At 72.0% G+C, this 16957-nt stretch carries 19 protein-coding genes; 8 read left to right on the top strand and 11 right to left on the bottom strand.

Annotated elements, in window-relative coordinates; all coding sequences use genetic code 11:
• Positions 1-57 precede the first annotated feature (57 nt).
• Positions 58-1236, bottom strand: a complete 1179-nt coding sequence (locus tag AB0M08_RS42515) for a DUF3500 domain-containing protein (protein ID WP_364506426.1) — start codon at positions 1234-1236, stop codon at positions 58-60.
• Between the two features lie 870 nt (positions 1237-2106).
• Here AB0M08_RS42515 and AB0M08_RS42510 point away from each other — a divergent pair.
• Positions 2107-2673, top strand: coding sequence for a hypothetical protein (locus AB0M08_RS42510; protein WP_364506423.1), 567 nt, complete (start codon positions 2107-2109; stop codon positions 2671-2673).
• A gap of 26 nt (positions 2674-2699) precedes the next feature.
• Here AB0M08_RS42510 and AB0M08_RS42505 read toward each other — a convergent pair whose 3' ends face one another.
• The 5 genes from AB0M08_RS42505 to AB0M08_RS42485 all read right to left on the bottom strand — a co-directional run bounded on the left by AB0M08_RS42505 (position 2700) and on the right by AB0M08_RS42485 (position 8279).
• Positions 2700-4790, bottom strand: coding sequence for an iron ABC transporter permease (locus AB0M08_RS42505; protein ID WP_364506420.1), 2091 nt, complete (start codon positions 4788-4790; stop codon positions 2700-2702).
• Positions 4787-5842, bottom strand: coding sequence for an ABC transporter substrate-binding protein (locus AB0M08_RS42500; RefSeq protein WP_364506418.1), 1056 nt, complete (start codon positions 5840-5842; stop codon positions 4787-4789). Before AB0M08_RS42500 ends, AB0M08_RS42505 begins: the two co-directional genes overlap by 4 nt.
• On the bottom strand, positions 5839-6714 hold the full coding sequence (locus tag AB0M08_RS42495) for an ABC transporter ATP-binding protein (protein ID WP_364506415.1): 876 nt from the start codon (positions 6712-6714) through the stop codon (positions 5839-5841). The genes AB0M08_RS42500 and AB0M08_RS42495 overlap by 4 nt, the downstream gene beginning before the upstream one ends.
• 96 nt (positions 6715-6810) lie before the next feature.
• Complete coding sequence (locus tag AB0M08_RS42490; protein ID WP_364506413.1) at positions 6811-7647, bottom strand: AraC family transcriptional regulator; 837 nt, start codon at positions 7645-7647, stop codon at positions 6811-6813.
• A gap of 38 nt (positions 7648-7685) precedes the next feature.
• Positions 7686-8279, bottom strand: a complete 594-nt coding sequence (locus AB0M08_RS42485) for a TetR family transcriptional regulator (protein WP_364506410.1) — start codon at positions 8277-8279, stop codon at positions 7686-7688.
• 117 nt (positions 8280-8396) lie between these two features.
• Here AB0M08_RS42485 and AB0M08_RS42480 point away from each other — a divergent pair, with 117 nt between their 5' ends.
• From AB0M08_RS42480 to AB0M08_RS42470, 3 genes are all read left to right on the top strand, one after another.
• Complete coding sequence (locus AB0M08_RS42480; protein ID WP_364506408.1) at positions 8397-8858, top strand: cupin domain-containing protein; 462 nt, start codon at positions 8397-8399, stop codon at positions 8856-8858.
• Complete coding sequence (locus tag AB0M08_RS42475; RefSeq protein ID WP_364506405.1) at positions 8855-9202, top strand: hypothetical protein; 348 nt, start codon at positions 8855-8857, stop codon at positions 9200-9202. Before AB0M08_RS42480 ends, AB0M08_RS42475 begins: the two co-directional genes overlap by 4 nt.
• Before the next feature lie 474 nt (positions 9203-9676).
• Positions 9677-11179, top strand: coding sequence for a GGDEF domain-containing protein (locus tag AB0M08_RS42470; RefSeq protein ID WP_364506403.1), 1503 nt, complete (start codon positions 9677-9679; stop codon positions 11177-11179).
• 101 nt (positions 11180-11280) lie between these two features.
• Here the strand turns inward: AB0M08_RS42470 and AB0M08_RS42465 are convergent, their stop codons facing one another.
• Complete coding sequence (locus AB0M08_RS42465; protein WP_364506400.1) at positions 11281-12075, bottom strand: SAM-dependent methyltransferase; 795 nt, start codon at positions 12073-12075, stop codon at positions 11281-11283.
• Positions 12076-12274: 199 nt separating this feature from the next.
• Here AB0M08_RS42465 and AB0M08_RS42460 point away from each other — a divergent pair, with 199 nt between their 5' ends.
• On the top strand, positions 12275-12580 hold the full coding sequence (locus AB0M08_RS42460) for a SemiSWEET family transporter (protein WP_364506397.1): 306 nt from the start codon (positions 12275-12277) through the stop codon (positions 12578-12580).
• Positions 12581-12636: 56 nt separating this feature from the next.
• Here the strand turns inward: AB0M08_RS42460 and AB0M08_RS42455 are convergent, their stop codons facing one another.
• On the bottom strand, positions 12637-13446 hold the full coding sequence (locus tag AB0M08_RS42455; RefSeq protein ID WP_364506395.1) for an NmrA family NAD(P)-binding protein: 810 nt from the start codon (positions 13444-13446) through the stop codon (positions 12637-12639).
• 129 nt (positions 13447-13575) lie between these two features.
• Here AB0M08_RS42455 and AB0M08_RS42450 point away from each other — a divergent pair, with 129 nt between their 5' ends.
• A complete protein-coding gene (locus tag AB0M08_RS42450; protein WP_364506392.1) occupies positions 13576-13998 on the top strand; it encodes a MarR family transcriptional regulator in 423 nt (140 codons plus the stop codon).
• A gap of 63 nt (positions 13999-14061) precedes the next feature.
• Here the strand turns inward: AB0M08_RS42450 and AB0M08_RS42445 are convergent, their stop codons facing one another.
• Positions 14062-14976: an NADP-dependent oxidoreductase gene (locus AB0M08_RS42445; protein ID WP_364506389.1), complete on the bottom strand. Its 915-nt coding sequence runs from the start codon at positions 14974-14976 to the stop codon at positions 14062-14064.
• An 80-nt stretch (positions 14977-15056) separates the two neighbouring features.
• Between AB0M08_RS42445 and AB0M08_RS42440 the strand changes: the two genes are divergently transcribed.
• On the top strand, positions 15057-15461 hold the full coding sequence (locus tag AB0M08_RS42440) for a helix-turn-helix domain-containing protein (RefSeq protein WP_364506386.1): 405 nt from the start codon (positions 15057-15059) through the stop codon (positions 15459-15461).
• A 34-nt stretch (positions 15462-15495) separates the two neighbouring features.
• On the opposite strand, the gene AB0M08_RS42435 is transcribed toward AB0M08_RS42440, so the two are convergent.
• Positions 15496-15699 (bottom strand): DUF397 domain-containing protein, encoded by a 204-nt coding sequence (locus AB0M08_RS42435; protein ID WP_364506383.1) that lies wholly within the window; start codon positions 15697-15699, stop codon positions 15496-15498.
• Between the two features lie 33 nt (positions 15700-15732).
• Positions 15733-16596, bottom strand: a complete 864-nt coding sequence (locus AB0M08_RS42430; protein WP_364506380.1) for a helix-turn-helix transcriptional regulator — start codon at positions 16594-16596, stop codon at positions 15733-15735.
• 128 nt (positions 16597-16724) lie between these two features.
• Here AB0M08_RS42430 and AB0M08_RS42425 point away from each other — a divergent pair, with 128 nt between their 5' ends.
• Entirely contained in the window at positions 16725-16901 is a 177-nt protein-coding gene (locus AB0M08_RS42425) for a hypothetical protein (protein WP_364506377.1), read from the top strand.
• Positions 16902-16957 lie beyond the last annotated feature (56 nt).

The raw sequence follows: 16957 nt of genomic DNA, 5'->3' as shown, positions 1-16957 counted from the left end.
CTCAACGCCTTCGACCTTGCCTTCGAAGGACGCCTCACCACAGGCCGTAACTGACCTTCAAAAAATCGAGTTACACCGTTTTCTTGACACTCCCCGGGTGTGGTCGCGGTAGACGGAGTGGTAGTGGATCTGGCTGGAGTAGACGACGCCGTTCTGGCAGACGAACTCGACCCAGACGCTCGGGCCGTCGATGCGGAAGTAGTCGCCCTGCGCGGTCAGCGTGGTGTTGCCGGAGTAGGCGATGTAGGTCTCGTCGAGCTCCGAGGAGTACGTGTCCAGCAGGGACGCCGCGGTGTCGTCGTCGGCCACCTCGACCCACGCCTCGATCGCGGTCAGGACCAGCGCCTTCTGGGTGTCCGAGAGGCCGCTGACCGCCAGGCCCGCCTTGGTCGACGGGAACTGGCCGTCCTCGTCCGGGCCGAGCAGGACGTCGCTGAAGGTCTGCGACAGCTTGGCCGAGGCCAGCTGGGTGCTGCTCAGGCTGGAGAGTACGGCCAGCACGCCGTCGGACTGCTCGGCGAGCGGCTCGTAGGTGGTGCCGTCCTCGGTCCAGCTCTTCGGTTCGACGCCGACGAAGTACGGGCTGGCCCCGGCGACCTCGCCGTCGACGTACGTGATGTTGACGGCGAGGTGGTGGCCGCCGAAGTGCAGCTGCCAGGTGCCGGTGGTGGAGGGTGTACCGAGGAAGGCCAGGAAGTAGTTCCCGCTGCTGTATCCGCTCGCGGTCTCGCCGAGCACGTCGTCGGCGGCCAGGATCTGGCTGATCTGGTCGAAGCCGGTGCCCGTTCCGGTGCCGGTGGCCGCCGCCAGCACGGCCTCGGCCGCGGTGAGCTGGGCGGTGGACAGGGTGCTGAACTGGATGCCGACGCGGCAGGACGAGCCGCACGGCAGGTTCGACCAGGCGGTCGCGTTCGCCTCGGTGAAGTCGAGCAGGACCGAGGCCTGCTGGGTGGTGCTGAGCGTGGCGGTGAACGCGTCCGCGGCGGTGACGACGTCGCTCACACCGGCCGTGGTCGCCGTCGTGGTCGCGGTCGTGGTGGCCGCCGCGGTCGTGGTGGCGGTCGTGGCTCCGGCCGTCGCGTGGCTCGGGCGGGCGTTACCGGTGCGGCCCGGGACGACGTCCGCGTTGGCGACGGTGACACCCGCGCCGACGAGGGCCACGGCCACGATGCCGGAGGCGATCACGGGCCACCGGCGCTTGCCGGGACGGGCCTCGGTGACCTCTTGGTCAGTCATTGCACTCCCTGAAATGAGGATGGGATGAGAGCGGCCTTTCGGCGTCGGCCAGCGAGCATTCAACTGGCGTCGGAGAAAGGTCGAATGCGATGCGGAAAGAGGCGATGGTGCGGAGATCACGCCATGGGCCGGTTGTCCGCGTTGCGGGCATCATGATTGTCAACGTCTCGGTCCGCACGCAAGGTTTTCAGGTTCTATTAAGGCTATCCATAGCAATTCACAGGTGGTTGCTAGCCGTGATCTCGGGCCGGGCGACGCCTATGAGCAGTGCCTTCTCGGCTGTCGAGAGTGGCCTCAACCCGCCGTCTGCATTGTTGACAATCTCGTTTACGCAGCTCTCGAAGCCGGTAGACTTTTCTGTGGATGATTCACAGGAATAATTCGCCGTCAAAGGTTGCAGGGTGACCGGCGTCGCTGTTGAAATCCTCGTTGCCCGGCGCTGCGAGGGAGAAGAAAACGTCGCCGGACGGGATGGAAAACTTCACCTTTCAAGGAGTTCCGGTGGGCCGGGCGCGGGTGGGCGGCGGTCGAGGAGGCCGTCGTCGACGCGCCGGTCGTCACCACCGCCCTTCCCCCACGCCGGACTCACCGGATGACCCCGCCGCACCCCCGCTCGACACGGTCGTCCACGGGGGCCGGTGGGAGGGCCGGATGCCGGGGAGTGAGGGGTCACCGGCGCGGCGCGGTCCCGTCGGCGGGGAACGGCCCGCCGAGGCACCGACCCGGCGTGTGGGCCGCGGGCGGGCTCGGTCGCACCCCGATGATCCGGCCACGTAGGGTCACACGTCGATCCCGTCGCCGGGACGGGATCCCGGCACCGGGATGCGCGGCGCCGGGTGTGACCGGCGGAACGGGGAGGCCATGATGGAGATGTCAGAGGCAGTGGCGGTTCTGCGGGACCTGCCGGGAATCCGGGTCGGGGCGCTGGCCGACCGGCTCAGCATCCAGGTGCCCGCCATCGGTGACACGGTGCACATCAAGGCCGGTCAGGTGCAGCGGCACCGGCGGATCGTCTCACCGACCGGGGATCCGGCCGTGGAGTTCGTGCTGGGTGATCAGCGGCGGACGTGGCCGCTGATCGTCACTCCGGGCGACGTCGTCTTCCAGCCGGTGGACACCGGGGTGGTGCTCGACTCCGCGATGGAGTACAGGGTCACCGACGCGCCGGGGCTGGTCGCCTACACCGAGATGGAGCACGTGGCCGAGCAGACGGCCCGGGCCTGCCAGCAGGGCGGGATGATGGATCTGGACGGCCTGGGGGCGAGTCTGCTCCTGGTGCGCTGCCAGATCGTCGCGGCCACCCTGCTCGGTCTGCGCCCGGTGCTCAGCGTGGCGTGGTGGCAGCGCGGCTGGACGTCTCTCGGCGGCGACCTGCCGCTGCCGCCGTTCCGGACCGACCTGGTCTGGGACGAACTGGCCCGCGCGACCGCCCGCTGACGGGTGCGGGTGCGCGCCGCTCCCCCTCAGACGCGGGAGCGGCGCAGCAGCCAGACGAAGTACGGGGCGCCGATCAGGGCCATCATCAGCCCCGCCGGGATCTGGGACGGCGCGATCACCGTGCGCCCCACGGCGTCGGCCACGCCGACCAGCAGGCCGCCGATCAGCATCGCGGCCGGGACGATCCGGCCGTGCCGGACGCCCACCAGGCTGCGGGCGATGTGCGGTGCGACCAGCCCCACGAACCCGATCACCCCGACCGCGACCACGCTCACCGCCGCCGCGACCGCCGCGATCGACAGCAGCCCCAGCCGGACCGCCTCGCGGCGGACCCCGAAGACCCGCGGCGTGTCCTCGTCGACGGCGAGCAGATCCAGTTCCCGCCGCATGCTCAGCACCAGGGGAGTGGCCAGTACGAGGACGACGAGCACCGGGACGACGTCGCCGAAGGTCCGGCCGTACGTCGTGCCGGAGAGCCACGTCAGGATCCGCGGCGTGTCCCACGGGTCGGCCCGCAGCAGCAGGAACGTGCTGATGTCGCTGAGCGCGTACCCGCACCCGATCCCGATCAGCAGGAACCGGTCCGGGAGGATCCCGCCGCGCCAGGCCAGCAGGGCGATCAGCCCGAACGTCGCGAGTCCCAGGGCGACCGCGGTCCCGATCAGCGTGGGGCGCCCGCCGGACATCGACGACGTCACCACGATCACCGCGCCCAGCCCGGCCCCGGCGGTGATGCCGAGGACACCCGGTTCGGCGAGCGGATTGCGCACGGTGCCCTGCACGACGGTTCCGGCCAGGGAGAGGGCGGCGCCGGCGGCGACGGCCGCCGCGACCCGGGGAGCACGGTCGTCCAGGGCGAGGGAGATCAGGTTCGGCGCCGCGCCCTGCAGCCAGAGGACGACGTCTCCGGTACGCAACATCAGGCTACCCACGAGCAGCCCGGCGACGATCGCGCCGGCCAGCAGCACGGCGGCGACGACCACGACGGTGACGAAGCGCGCCCGGGACCGGACGGCGACCTGTGCACGGTGCGCCAGGCCCCCCGAGCCCACGTCCCGCAGCCGGAGCGCCAGGATCACGATGACCACGGCCCCGAGCAGGGACGTGGGGATGCCGGTCGGGATCGACGCGGCGGCCTGGGCACCGAGGACGGCCCGCAGCACGACGTCGGCGAGCAGGACGAGGAGCGCGCCGGCCAGACCGCAGGCCGGGATCAGGAACGCGTGCCGGGACAGGACCCCGATCCGGTCGGCGGCGAGGCGTACGGCGACCGGCGCGGCCAGCCCGATGAAGGCGATCGGCCCGGCCAGCGTGACGGAGATGCTGGTGAGCAGGACGGCGCAGAGGATCGCGACGAGGCGGGTGGAGCGGACCGGCACGCCGAGCGAGGCGGCCGCGTCGTCGCCGAGGCCGAGCACGTCGAGGCGGCGGGCGAGCAGCAGGGCGACGGCGAGGACGACCACGATCACCGGGGCGGCCCGGCCGGCGGCGTCGATGTTGAGCTGCGCGAGGGAGCCGCTGCCCCACGCGTACAGGCCGGTGGTGTTCTCCTTGAAGAGGATGAGCAGCATCGCGGTGGCGGCGTCGAGGGCCATCGCGACCGCGGAGCCGGCCAGGATCAGCCGGGTCGAGCCGATGCCCGCGGCGCTGCCCACCAGGCCGAGTACGAGGGCGGCGGCGAGCAGGCCACCGCCGAAGGCGACCGCGCCGGAGGCCCAGAGCGGGACCGCGAGGTTGAAGGCGGCGACCACGCAGAGCGCGAAGTACGAGCCGGCGGTGACGGCGAGGGTGTCCGGTGCGGCGAGCGGGTTGCGGGTGACCGACTGGAGCAGCGCGCCGCCCGAGCCGAGCGCGATGCCGACCGCGACCCCGGCGGCCAGGCGGGGCAGGCGGGATCCGGTCAGCACGTCGGCGACCGGTACTCCGCCGACGCTCTCCCGCGCGCCGAACACGTACCGGAGAAGGTCGGTGAAACCGATGCCGGAGGTGCCCTGCGTGATGTGCCAGAGGCCGGTCAGGAACACGGCGGCGAGCAGGACGGCCAGGACGGCGGCCCCGCTCGCGCCGCGGCCGAGCCCGGTGGTGGGCAGCGACCGCGGCGCGCGGGTGTCGATCACTTGGTGGTGAGGATGTTCACGTAGGCGTCGATCGCGTCCTCGTTCGACTTCGGGCCGCCGGCGCCCCAGACGCCCGCGGGGAAGGCGTACGCGCGACCCTCGGTGACGGCCGGGAGCTTGGCCCAGATCGGGCTCTTGACCAGTTCCTTGACGTAGCTCTCGGCGGTCTCGTCGTCCGAGTAGAACAGCGTGGCGTCGCCGACGGCGGTCAGGCCCTCGATGTCGGTCTGCGCGAGGCCGTACGACGGGTCGACGCCGCCGCTGCCGTACGTCTTGTTGATCTCGTCGGTCCACGCGGCGGTGAGGCCGAGCTGCTCGCCGAGCTCGGTGAAGAGCGCGCCCTTGCCGTACGGGCGGATGACGACGTTGCCGCCCTCGATCCAGCCGTCGAAGAAGAGGAAGGGACCGGTCGTGACGTTCGCGGCGGCGACCTTCGCCTTGGCGGCGGCGAGGTGCTCGTCGAACTGCTGGAGCACCTGGTCGGCCCGCTCGGTGCGCCCGGTGGCCGCGGCGATCATCGAGAAGACGTTCTTCATGTTGGCGATCTGGCCGGAGGCGTTCGCGCCGACCGTGGCGAGCACCGGGACGCCGCGCTTCTCCAGCTTGGTGAGGATCTCGTCGTCGGCCTTGAACGCCTCCACGATGATCAGGTCGGGGTTCGTCCCGTAGAGCGCGTCCAGGTCGGGCTCGCCGCGGTCACCGGCGTCGACCACGTCGGCGGGGAGCGTCTCGGCCTTGACGTAGGTGGCGTAGCCCTCGGGGTCGGCGACCGCGACCGGGTTGAGGCAGAGCGTCATGACGTCCTCGGTCTGCTGCCACTCCAGGACGGCGACGCGGGACGCGGGCTTGGCCAGCTCGACCTTGCGGCCGACACCGTCGGTGATCGACACCGGGCCGGTCGCGGTCGACGTGGTGTCGTTCGCGCAGGTCTGCGAGACCGGCGCGGAGGAGCTCTCGGCGGCGGGTTCCACGGTCGTGGTGCCGCAGGCGGTGACCGACGCGGCGACGGCGAACAGGGTCGCGCCGGCCGCGAGGCGGGAAAGGGGGATCATGCGGGTATCTCTCCTGGGTGGTTCTTCGTGCGTACGGATTGGCGTACGGAATGACGTCCGATCGGATCGATGCGGACGCGCCCGGTCCGGGGGTCGGTCTCGACCTCGACGGGCAGGCCGTAGACCTCGCCGATGTGCTCGGCGGTGAGCACCTCGAGGGGATCGCCGGTGGCGTGGATGCGCCCGTCGTGCATGAGCAGCAGGGTGTCGGCGACCCGGGCGGCGTGGTCGAGGTCGTGCAGCACGATGCCGACGGCGACGCCCCGCTCGTCGGCGAGGTCGCGGACCAGGTCGAGCGTCTCGATCTGGTAGCGCAGGTCCAGGTGGTTCGTCGGCTCGTCGAGCAGCACGGCGCCGGTCTCCTGGGCCAGGCACGCCGCGAGCCAGACCCGCTGCATCTCACCCCCGGAGAGTTCGCCGACGGGCCGTTCCGCCATCTCCCGTACGCCGGTCGCCTCCATCGCGCCGTCGATGGCGCTGCGGTCCGCGGCGGACGGTCCGGCGAAGCGCCGCCGGTGCGGGTGCCGGCCGAACGCGACGACCTCGGCCACCGTGAGCCCGTTGGGGGCCTGCCGGGACTGGGCGAAGAGCGTGACCTCCCGGGCGAACTGCCGGGCGCTGAGCAGGGACACCGCGCGCGGCGCCGATCCGTCGGCGTGCAGGGTGACCTCGCCGCCGTCCACCCGGTGCAGCCGGGCGAGCGCCCGCAGCAGGGTGGACTTGCCGCTGCCGTTCGGCCCGATGAGCGCCGTCACGCGGCCCGGTGCCAGCTCGACCGAGACGCCGTGGACCACGGCCGTCCGGCCGTACCGGAGCAGCAGCCGTTCACCGCGAAGGGTGACCGCGGCCCCCGGCTCGAAGGTCGCAGACATCGATTGCTCCGCATCACAGGTCGAGGCAGCCTGGGGTTAGGTTTGCCTTGCCTAACGGAGGCTAGATGATGATCTTCCTGGTCGGCAATCCGGTGCTCAGGACACCTGATACGGGATTCGGGACATCACCCCGGGCGTCACCCTCATCACCCGGCGGAACGCGGCGATGAACGTGCTCGGCTGCGCGTACCCCAGACGCTCGGAGACCGCGGCCACGTCGGTGCCCTCGGCGAGCAGCGCCAGCGCCTCGTGCACCCGCAGCGCCTGCCGCCACTGGGCGAACGACAACCCGGTCGACGCGCGGAACGCCCGGGTGATCGTCCGGTCGCTCAACGCCAGCTCGGCCGCCCATTCGCGCAGGCCACGGTCGTCGGACGGATTCCCGAGCAGCGCCTGCGCGATCGGGTCGATCCGCGGATCCCCGGGCAGCTCCAGCGAGAACTGCCGCTCCGCGGGCTCCAGCACGTCGAAGACCACCGCCTCGGCCCGGGCCCGCGCCGCGGCGTCGAGATCCCGGCGCGCCAGCCGGAACAGCAGCGACTCCAGCAGCGGCGTCATCGTGATCAGCATCGCCCCGGCGAACGCGACCGGCGTCCGCTCGGGGGCGAAGAACGCGTCGTGCAGCTCGGCGCCGGCGGTCAGCCGCCCGCCGTGGACCACCCCGGCCGGCAGCCACAGCCCGAACCCGGGCGGCACGGTGATCAGGCGCCGCCCGATCCGCGAGGTCAGCGTCCCGCCACGGACCCAGACCAGCTCGTGCATCGGGTGCGAGTGCGGCAGCCAGTCGGTCGCCATCCCGGGCGTCTCCGACTCGGCGAAGATGGTCAGCTCCGCCGCGTCCCCGGCCGGCACCGACACCGCGTGCCGGATCACCGTGCCCGGGTCACGCCGCCAGGTGCCCAGGCTGAGGCCGTCGGGAGGGGGAACCACCATGCCGGGGAGCCTACGGCGGTGCCCCGGTCACGCCGTCCCTACGTGATCGTCGAGTGAGCCGGGTCGCCGGATCCGGCACGGACCGCGGCCGCGGTGACCCGGCGGGCGGTGGCGACCAGGCTGGCGATCGCCTCGTCGGGGGAGAGGCGGCACAGATCGGTCAGCGTGAACATCGACTCGGCGCTGATCACCACGGCGAGGTCGCGGGCCAGCTGCTCGCCGTCGTGCGTGGCGGCCCAGGGTGCCAGGGCGTGCTCGATCAGCGCGAACCGGCGTACCGGCCGCTCCGCCGCGGCCGAGGGCCGGGCGATCGAGGCGGCGACGACCGCGCGTACGGCGCCCTGCCGGCGCAGCACCGCCCGGCCCAGGATCTCCGCGGCCCGGCCGGCGCGTTCGACCGGATCGGTCACGCCCTCGGTCGCCGCCTGGAGCGCCGCGAGCTGATCGTCAGCGGTCACCGCGGCGCGCAGGAGGGAGACCAGGTCGGGGAAGTACCGGTACGCCGTGGCCTCGGAGACCCGGGCCTCGGCGGCGACCGCCGGCATGGTGATCTCCGCGCCGCTCTCCGCGATCTCCCGGGCCGCCGCGACGATCGCGGACCGGGTGCGTTCCATCTGGTTCGTGCGCGGCATGCGTCGCACTATACCGCTCGACCCTCACGAAGAAAGCTGACTCTCCTCATGAGAGTGAACTCGCATGAAGCGTGTATGGTCGGTCCCGAGAGCGACACCGAACAGGGGAGGCTTCACATGGTTGCGGTGCAGATCGTCGGGCCCGGCGACGGCGAGTTGATCGTCAACGGCCCGTCGCGCGTCCGGATCCTCGAGGACGGCAGTCACACCGGGCATCGGCTCGGCCTGGCGGAGATCGTCATCCCGCCGCACACGCCCGGCCCGCCGCAGCACCGGCACGCCCAGCACGACGAGGGCTTCTACGTGCTCAGCGGCACCGTGCGCTTCACCGTCGGCGCGGACGACCGCGACGCGCCGGCCGGCACCTGGGTGATGGTCCCGCCGGGCGCGCCGCACACCTTCGCCAACCCCGGCGCCGAGCCCGCCGTCATGCTCAACACCTTCACCCCGGACCTGTACGTGCAGTACTTCCGGGACCTCAGGGACATGGTCGAATCCGGACAGCCCCTGACACGCGACACGGTCGCCGAGGTCTGGACCAAGTACGGCACCGAGCCCTCCGCCGAGTACGCGCAGTGACCGTCCTGCTGATCCTCAACACGCTGGGCGCCGCCGCCAGTGTGGTGTTCGCCGTCATCGGTGGCCTCCGCCCGGCCGCTCTCAGCGACAGCGGCACCCCCACCGCCGGGGAGAGGTTCCACGGCCTGATGTACGCCGTCCGCGGCGTCCCCCTCGGGCTGGCCGCCGCCGTCGTACCGCTGCTGTGGCCCGGCCCGGCCTGCACGTCCCTGCTGCTCGCGGCGGCCGCGGCCCAGCTCGGCGACGCCGCGATCGGCCTCACCCACCGTAAGTGGACGATGATCGCCGGCGCCTCGCTGCTGACCGTCCTCCACGGAACCACCGCCCTCCTGACCTCCGTGTGAGACCTCACCGGGCTGTCCGCACCGCCGCACCGCCCCGGGTTGCCGTGAGTGGGCCCGGTAGGCGTCCCCCGAGTCCAGCGCACACGCGGGCGGCGCTGGCCGGGCGGCGCTGGCCGGGCGGCGCGTGCACGCGAATGGCTCGGTTCGGGCGGCGCGTGCACGCGAATGGCGCCGACCGGGCCGCGGGTGCACGCGATCAACCCCGCGCAGGGGCGGCGGGCGCGCACGATCCATGATCGTGTGCGTATGCGGCCGTCGGAGGGGCGCAAGAACGACACGGGCTGCGATCGTGGATCCCCGGCGCCCCCGTGGGGCGTGATCGTGAACCCGGAGCGACCCGAGGCCCGCACCCGCTCAATCGAAGATCGAGAATCGGTGCGGGCCGGCCTGCATCAATCTCGTCAGGCTTTCTACCAGTGGGCCGATCGCTGCCGATGAGGACTCCGGCGACGCGGCGAGGATGAGGAGGCGTACGTGGCGCGCTCCTTGCGGAAGGGCACGGGCTGGGCAGAATCGGACTGGGCGGAACCGGTCGACGCGGCGGTCATCCGTGCCGCCGAACCGGTGGTCACCGGGCGTGTGCGCAGCATCCGTCCCTGGCTGGCGTGGCTGGTGATCGCCGTACTGTTCTGCGTCGGTCAGGGTTTCACCGGCGCGACGAGCCCGGCCGGTGTGCTGACGACGTTCGCCATGCCGCTGCTGTTCACCGCCGGGGTGGTCGGCGGCGTGGTGCTGAACCGGCCCCGCCCCCCTGGGCCCTGGCTCCTGCTCGCCTCCGCCGGCCTCGTCACCACGCTGGGCATGCTCCTCTGGTCGGCCGGCGCGACGGTGGCGGCGTTCGCCGTGTTCCTGAGCGTCTTCCCGCTCGAGGCGGTCGCCGTGCTGCTCATCGTCCGGGGTGCGTCGTGGCGGCAGGACCGGGCCGGAATGCTGGACACCGCGATGATCAGTGTCGGTCTCGGCCTGGCCTGCTGGCTGCTGGTGATCACCCCGCTGTTGCGCGTGCACACCACCCTGCCCGGTGACGCGCTGATGGCGCTCTTCCCGTTCGGCGACGTGCTGCTGGCCGGCGTGCTCGTCCGCTTCTTCACCCTCCGTGGCCTGCACAACACCGCGTTCTGGCAGATCAGCGTCGGGTTGCTGCTGCAGACCGTGGGGCATCTGGCCACGCTCCTTCCCAAGATCCACCCCTTTTCCGCGTACGATATGAGGCCTTTGACCTCGCTGGCGGCGTTCCTGATGGCCGGGGCGGCCCTGCACCCGTCGATGCGCCACCTCACCGGCCAGCCGGTCCGCCCGGTCACCGAGATGACGCCGCGGCGGGTGCTCCTGGTCAACCTGGCCTGCATGGCCGCCCCGCTGCTCCTGCTCGCCCAGGGTGTCCTGCAGCACGGCCGGGTCGACTGGATCGCCGCCGGCATCGGGTGCATCGTCCTGTTCGCGCTGGTCGCGCTCCGGATGGTGGACCTGGTCGGCCAGGTGCAGGACAAGGCCCGCCAGCTGGAGGCGGTCGCGCACGTCGACGCGCTGACCACCCTGCCGAACCGCCGCGCGTGGGACCTGGAGCTGTCCCGCCGGATCGCCGCAGCCCGCCGGCACGGCACCCCGGTGGTGGTCGCCATCATCGACCTGGACCACTTCAAGCGGTACAACGACGAGCACGGCCACCAGGGCGGCGACAGCCTGCTCACCGGCGCGGCGATCGCCTGGCGGGACCAGCTGCGCCCGGAGGACCTGATCGCCCGGTACGGCGGCGAGGAGTTCGGCGCGATCTTCGACCACGCCCGGCTGGCCGACGCCGACATCATCATGGAACGCCTGCAGGCGGTGACCCCGCTCGGTCAGACGTTCTCGGCCGGCGCCGCCCAGTGGAACGGCAGCGAACCCCCGGAGCAGTTGCTCGCCCGGGCCGACGCCGCCCTCTACGCGGCGAAGCGCGCCGGCCGGAACCGCCTCTACGTCTGCAGCAGCCGCTGACCGGGTGCAGCGGCCGCTGACCGGGTGCAGCGGCCGCTGATCGGGTGCAGCGGCCGCTGTCCGGGTGCAGCGTCTGCCCCGGCCGCCGGCCCGGGGCGTCCCTACTTCTTGAAGGCGACCCCGCCGTACACGTAGACGGACGCGTCGTCCACCTGCCGGTCCTCGTCCGTGGGCTGCCAGTGGTGCACCGGGACCACCCCGGGCTCCGCCAGCTCCAGCCCGCCGAAGAGGGTCTCCACCCCGGCCCGGCTGCGCGCCACGGCCGGGACGCCGTGCTGGTTGTAGGTGCGCACGGTCTCCGGCCCGGCGTCCGGATCGTTGTCGACGGTCACCACCGACAGCACCAGCGCGCTCCCGGCCGCCAGCGGCGCCATCAGCTCGTCGATGACGTGCCGGGCCAGCGCGTCGTCGGTGACGTGCTGCAGCACCGCGATCAGCGTGACCGCGACGGGCTGGGCGAGGTCGAAGCTCTTGACCACGGCGTCCGACTCGATGACCGTCTCCGGCTCCCGCAGATCCGCGTCGAGGTACGCCACCGACCCGGTCCCGGTCGGGGTGAGCAGCGCCCGCGCGTGCACGAGCACCAGCGGATCGTTGTCGACATACACGACCCGGGCGTCCGGCGCGACCTCCTGGGCGACCTCGTGCAGGTTCGGCTTGGTCGGCAGCCCGGTACCGACGTCGAGGAACTGCCGGATCCCGCCCCGGGCCAGGTGCCGCACGACGCGCGCCATGAACCGCCGGTTCGCCTTCATCGAGACCGGCAGGTTCGGCGTGTGCTCCAGCATCTTGGCGGCCGCCTGCCGGTCCGCCTCGAAGTTGTCCCGCCCCCCGAGGAGGAAGTCGTAGATCCGCGCCGAGTGCGGCCTATCCACCTGCAGATCACCGGCCGACATCGCAAACCCCTCCCCGGTACGGACAGCAGGGTTACAAACTCCCACGCCATCCACGGGGCTCGCTACCCCGCTGCGTGGCCCGGTTCACACCACCCACGAAAGGGGAGTGACGCCGCGCACACGCTGAGTGCGCGGCGCCTCCCGGGCGTCGTACCGGAAGGAGATGTAGATCGAAGATCACCGTGGATCGGAGTCGTTCGTGAGCCTTGTCATCACCTGGATGACGACCTGCTGGGCCCTGGTCATGGCCCTGTCACCGTTGTTGCAGGTGCGGATCGTCCTGCGTCACCGCGACGCGACCGGCGCCTCGGTCGCCTGGCCGTCGATCCTGCTGATCGGCTCGGTGCTCTGGCTGCTCTACGGCCTCCTCCACGACGACCTGCCGCTGATCATCGCCAATGTGGTGAGCGTGGTGGTGTGCCTTTTCACCGTGGGCGTCCTGCTCCGCTACCGCCCGGCGTCACCGCGGGCGGCGCGGGCGGAGGGCTTGAGGCTTGAGGCTTGAGGCTTGAGGCTTGAGGGCTTGAGGGCTTGAGGGCTTGAGGGCTTGAGGGCTGAGCCTCAGGCGGTGAAGGCGGCGCGGTGGTCGGCGGCCCAGTGGGAGAAGGTGGTGGCGGGGCGGCCCAGCAGGCGGCGCACGGTGTCGGTGGTCGGGCCGGGGCGGCGGGCGTAGTCGGCGAGGCTGCCGAGCAGGCGGTCCGGGACCTCGCCGGGCAGTCCCGCCGCGAGCAGGCCGCGGCGGACGTCCTCCGGGGCCACCTCGGTGAACTCCAGCGGCCGGCCGATCGCGGCACCGATCGCCGCGACCCTGTCCGCCTGGGTCAGGGACTCCTCGCCGGTGAGCACATAGGTGTGGCCCGCGTGATCCGGTTCGGTCAGGGCCAGTGCGGCGACGGCGGCGACGTCGCGTTCGTCCACGGTCGAGGTCCGGGCGCCGGCGTAGGCGCCGTGCACGCCCGCCCCGGCGCGGATCCGGCCCGCCCAGGAGAGGGCGTTCGCGGCGAAGTCGGTGCAGCGCAGCACGGTCCACGCCGGGGCCGTCTCGAGCACGGCCCGTTCGGCGCGCTGGAACTCCTCGCGGAACCGGGCGTACCCGGCGGGCTCCTGGACGGTGACGGCGGAGAGCAGGACGGCCCGCTCCGCCTTGCGGGCGAGGACGTCCCCGAGCGTGCCGGCGGTCGCGCGCGGGCTGATCAGCACCCCCTCCAGGGTGCCGAGTCCGGTGAGGTCGTCCGGGTGGATCCGCCGGACGGCGGGCGGCAGGCCGGCGTCCGGGTCGCGGGTGACGGCGGTGACCTCGGCGCCCCGCGCGAGCAGCAGGCGGGTGACGGCGCGGCCGATGGTGCCGGTGGCTCCGGTGATCAGGAACATGACGAATCCTCTCCAGGCCGTATCGTATGAGAGTCATACGATCTACTTCGAGATGGATACTATATGGGTTCCGTATCATCTGGCGAGCCCCGTGACCGCCGTCGCGTCACGACGCGGATCAAGGACTCCGTGCGGGACCTGCGGACCGAGCTCGCCGCCCTCAACCGTCAGGTCGGCAACCGGGTCGCGGTCCGGGACGGCGACCTGGACTGTCTCGATCTGATCAGCCGGACCGGACCGCTGAGCCCGTCCGCGCTGGCCCGGCTCGCGGGCGTGCACCCGGCCACCCTGACCGGCGTCCTCGACCGGCTCGAACGCGCCGGCTGGATCGCCCGGGAGCGCGACGACCGGGACCGGCGGGCGGTGCTGCTCCGGGCGTCCCCGGAGCGGACCCGGGAGATGTACGGCCTCTACACCGGGATGAACACCGCGCTCGACGAGATCTGCGCCGGATACGACCAGGAGCAACTGGAGCTGGTCGCCGACTTCCTGAGCCGGGCCGCCGGTGCGGGGCGCGACGCCGCACACCGGCTGGCCGAGGGGGACGCCTAGCCCGTGGTCCGGAACCCGGCCGCGCCTCGCACCCGGCCGGGTTCCGAACCACGGGCTGGCCGGTCACGGGGTGACCACCACGCCGCCCCGGACGCCACCGGCCGCGAGGCGCTCGTGGGCCGCGGCGGCCTCGGTGAACGGGTACACCGCCTCGACCCGGAGCGGGATCCGGCCGCTCTCGACCAGGGTCACCAGCTCGCTCAGGCGGTGGCCGTCCGGGGGCACCTCCAGGGCGTACGTCCGGATCCCGCGCACCTGCTCGGGGCGCAGCGGGGGTGAGGCGGCCACGAAGCCGCCGCCGTCGCGGACCGCCGCCAGGAGATCCGGGCCGAGCACCGCGAGATCGACGACGGCGTCGAACGGGCCGGACGGCGGCTCCTGCGCGCGGGACGCGAACGTCGCGCCCTGCGATGTCACGAACTCCCGGTCGCCGGGGCCCGCGAGTCCCGTGGCGCGCAGTCCGGCGGCCCGGGCCAGCGCCAGCAGGAAGCCGCCGACCTGGCCCGCGGCGCCGGTGACCAGGACGGACGAGCCCTTCGGGAGCCCGAGCAGGTCCAGGGCCTGCGCGGCGGCGAGGCCGTTGGTGGGCAGCGTCGCCGCCTCGGTGGCGGGCACCCCGGCGGGGGCGGCCGTCAGCCACGCGGCCTTCAGGACCACGAACTCCGCGTGCGTGCCGGCCAGCGTGCTCAGCCACGGTGAGAAGCCGATGACCGCGTCGCCGACCGTGAGATCGCCGGCCTCCGGGCCGGCCGCGTCGACCGTGCCCGCCACGTCCCAGCCGGGCACGTACGGCAGCTCGCCCGGCAGGGGTGCCGGGAACCGCCCGGACCGGACCATGAGATCGACCGGGTGGAGTGTGGAGGCGGCGACCCGCACCCGCACCTCGCCCCGGCCGGGTTCGGGCACCGGCAGCTCCGCCACGTGGAGGACCTCCGGACCGCCGAACTCGGTGTACCTGACCGCTCGCATCGTCGTCATGCCGATGACGCTAGGGACTTGAGGGCACCGCCGGAAAGTAGGTACCTTGAAGTGCCCTAGGTACCGACGGGAGTGTTCAGATGGCGACGACGACCGCCGCGGAACGGAAAGAGCAGGCCAGGCGGGACTACGACGCCTTCCTCGACCTCTGCCCGACCCGCCAGTTGCTGAGCACGCTGACCGACAAGTGGGTGGCCCTGGTGATCGCGGTGCTCTCCGACGGCCCGCGCCGGCACAGCGAGATCGCCCACCGGATCGCCGGCGTCAGTCAGAAGATGCTGACCCAGACCTTGCGTACGCTCGAACGCGACGGCTTCCTCACCCGCACGGTCACCGCCTCGGTGCCGGTCCGGGTGGACTACGAGCTGACCCCGCTCGGCGACGAGCTCGTCCCGGTGATGACCGCCATCAAGTCCTGGGCGGAGACCCACATGGACCGGGTGGCCACGGCCCGCACCGACTTCGACGCCCGCGCGGCGCGGTAGGGCGAGCCCTCTCGCCCCACCGCACCCCGCCGTCTCACAGACTCGCGAAGTCCCCGTTCACGATGCCGTCGAGGAACGCGCTCCACTCGTCGGGCGTGTACCGCAGCACGCCGCCCTCCGGATCCTTCGAGTCGCGGACCATGATCGTGTCGTCGTTCTGTGCCACCTGAACGCAGTTGGCGGTGGCGCAGAACGTCGAGGTCTGCCAGTCGACGTCGACCGATTGTTCCTGGTGCATGTCGTCACTCCCGGAAGATGCCCGGACCCGGCGTCAGAGATTCTCGGCCGCGGTCCGGACGAGGTTGATGGACTCTTCGGTGCTGAGCGCCTTCGCCTGAAGGCGCTGGAAACAGGAGAGGTGGAAGGCGGCGTCGTCGCTCGTGTCGAGGTACCTGTCGCTGTCGGCCGACTCGAGGAAGACGACGCCGGGAAGGGGGTTCGCGTCGGCGAGCGCGGTGAGTCCGCCGAACTCGAGAACCGTGAAGCTGTTGTTCATCCCCCTGTGCGCGCCGGCGCTGAACGGAACGACCCGCAGGTCGATCGGTCCCACCGAGGCCAGTTCTTCGATGTGCCGCAGCTGTTCCCGCATGACGTGCGGTCCGCCGACGACATGCCGCACGACGCCCTCGTCGAGGAGTATGTGAACGGCCGGAGGTTCGGGCAGTCCGAGGATCGTCTGCCGTCTCAGTCGGACGGCGACGGCGTCCCGCCGTTTCTGCGTGTCGGGCAGCCACTCCTGCACCATCGCGTCAGCGTAGGCCTCGGTCTGCAGGAGCCCAGGCACTGCCGCCAGCGCGAATTCGCTGATCGAGGTGGCCGCTCCCTCCATGCCGATCAGGCTCTGCAGGGCGGGGCTGATGCCGGACCGTTGCCACCACTGCCGTTCCCGGGTTCCCCGGGCCAGCTCGATCAGCTGGTCCTTGGTCTCGTCCGGCAGGCCGTAGAGGCGGCACAGGTCGACGATGTCGCGCACGCTCGCCGGGCGCTGTGCCTTCTCGATGCGGGTGATCTTCGAGGAGGGCTCGAAGATCTGTTCCGCGGCCTCCTTGACCGACAGGCCCGCCGCGGAACGGTACCGCTGCAGGAGCGCGCCGAGCTGCCGGCGGCGGACCATGGGCCCGGGATCGCCGGACATGGATCACCTCCGTTTCAGATGGCACGAAGACTGTCAATGCCAGGTTGGCAATCCTGGATTGGCAATTGCCAACCTACACCTGACGATCGGGGTACGGGTGTGTTTCCGGCGTCTCGAAGGGGTGAACGATGAAGATCTGGGCGGACCTCTCCTCGGTGGCCAGGCTGGCCGCCCTCTGTGTCCTGATCGGCTTCGTCCTCGGGATCTTCGTCGCCTGCTCGTCCACGCCGGACCCGGCGGTGCCGGACGTCGCGGTCCCCGCCGTCCCCGCCGTCCCCGCCATGGCGCCGCTCGCGTATCGGTGAACATCGACCGTCGTCGCGCCGTCGTTCGGGGAGCGTCGCGGCACGAACGGGACGCG

Source organism: Actinoplanes sp. NPDC051851, assembly GCF_040681165.1.
Lineage (GTDB): Bacteria > Actinomycetota > Actinomycetes > Mycobacteriales > Micromonosporaceae > Actinoplanes.
Note: the sequence above shows the minus strand (reverse complement) of the source record. Positions and strands in the feature narration are given on the sequence as shown.

Excerpts from the sequence above, each read along its gene's own strand:
- AB0M08_RS42515 (WP_364506426.1), bottom strand. The coding sequence starts at position 1,236 with ATGACTGACCAAGAGGTCACCGAGGCCCGTCCCGGCAAGCGCCGGTGG.
- AB0M08_RS42510 (WP_364506423.1), top strand. The coding sequence starts at position 2,107 with ATGTCAGAGGCAGTGGCGGTTCTGCGGGACCTGCCGGGAATCCGGGTC.
- AB0M08_RS42500 (WP_364506418.1), bottom strand. The coding sequence starts at position 5,842 with ATGATCCCCCTTTCCCGCCTCGCGGCCGGCGCGACCCTGTTCGCCGTC.
- AB0M08_RS42495 (WP_364506415.1), bottom strand. The coding sequence starts at position 6,714 with ATGTCTGCGACCTTCGAGCCGGGGGCCGCGGTCACCCTTCGCGGTGAA.
- AB0M08_RS42490 (WP_364506413.1), bottom strand. The coding sequence starts at position 7,647 with ATGGTGGTTCCCCCTCCCGACGGCCTCAGCCTGGGCACCTGGCGGCGT.
- AB0M08_RS42485 (WP_364506410.1), bottom strand. The coding sequence starts at position 8,279 with ATGCCGCGCACGAACCAGATGGAACGCACCCGGTCCGCGATCGTCGCG.
- AB0M08_RS42480 (WP_364506408.1), top strand. The coding sequence starts at position 8,397 with ATGGTTGCGGTGCAGATCGTCGGGCCCGGCGACGGCGAGTTGATCGTC.
- AB0M08_RS42465 (WP_364506400.1), bottom strand. The coding sequence starts at position 12,075 with ATGTCGGCCGGTGATCTGCAGGTGGATAGGCCGCACTCGGCGCGGATC.
- AB0M08_RS42455 (WP_364506395.1), bottom strand. The coding sequence starts at position 13,446 with ATGTTCCTGATCACCGGAGCCACCGGCACCATCGGCCGCGCCGTCACC.
- AB0M08_RS42445 (WP_364506389.1), bottom strand. The coding sequence starts at position 14,976 with ATGACGACGATGCGAGCGGTCAGGTACACCGAGTTCGGCGGTCCGGAG.
- AB0M08_RS42440 (WP_364506386.1), top strand. The coding sequence starts at position 15,057 with ATGGCGACGACGACCGCCGCGGAACGGAAAGAGCAGGCCAGGCGGGAC.
- AB0M08_RS42435 (WP_364506383.1), bottom strand. The coding sequence starts at position 15,699 with ATGCACCAGGAACAATCGGTCGACGTCGACTGGCAGACCTCGACGTTC.
- AB0M08_RS42430 (WP_364506380.1), bottom strand. The coding sequence starts at position 16,596 with ATGTCCGGCGATCCCGGGCCCATGGTCCGCCGCCGGCAGCTCGGCGCG.
- AB0M08_RS42425 (WP_364506377.1), top strand. The coding sequence starts at position 16,725 with ATGAAGATCTGGGCGGACCTCTCCTCGGTGGCCAGGCTGGCCGCCCTC.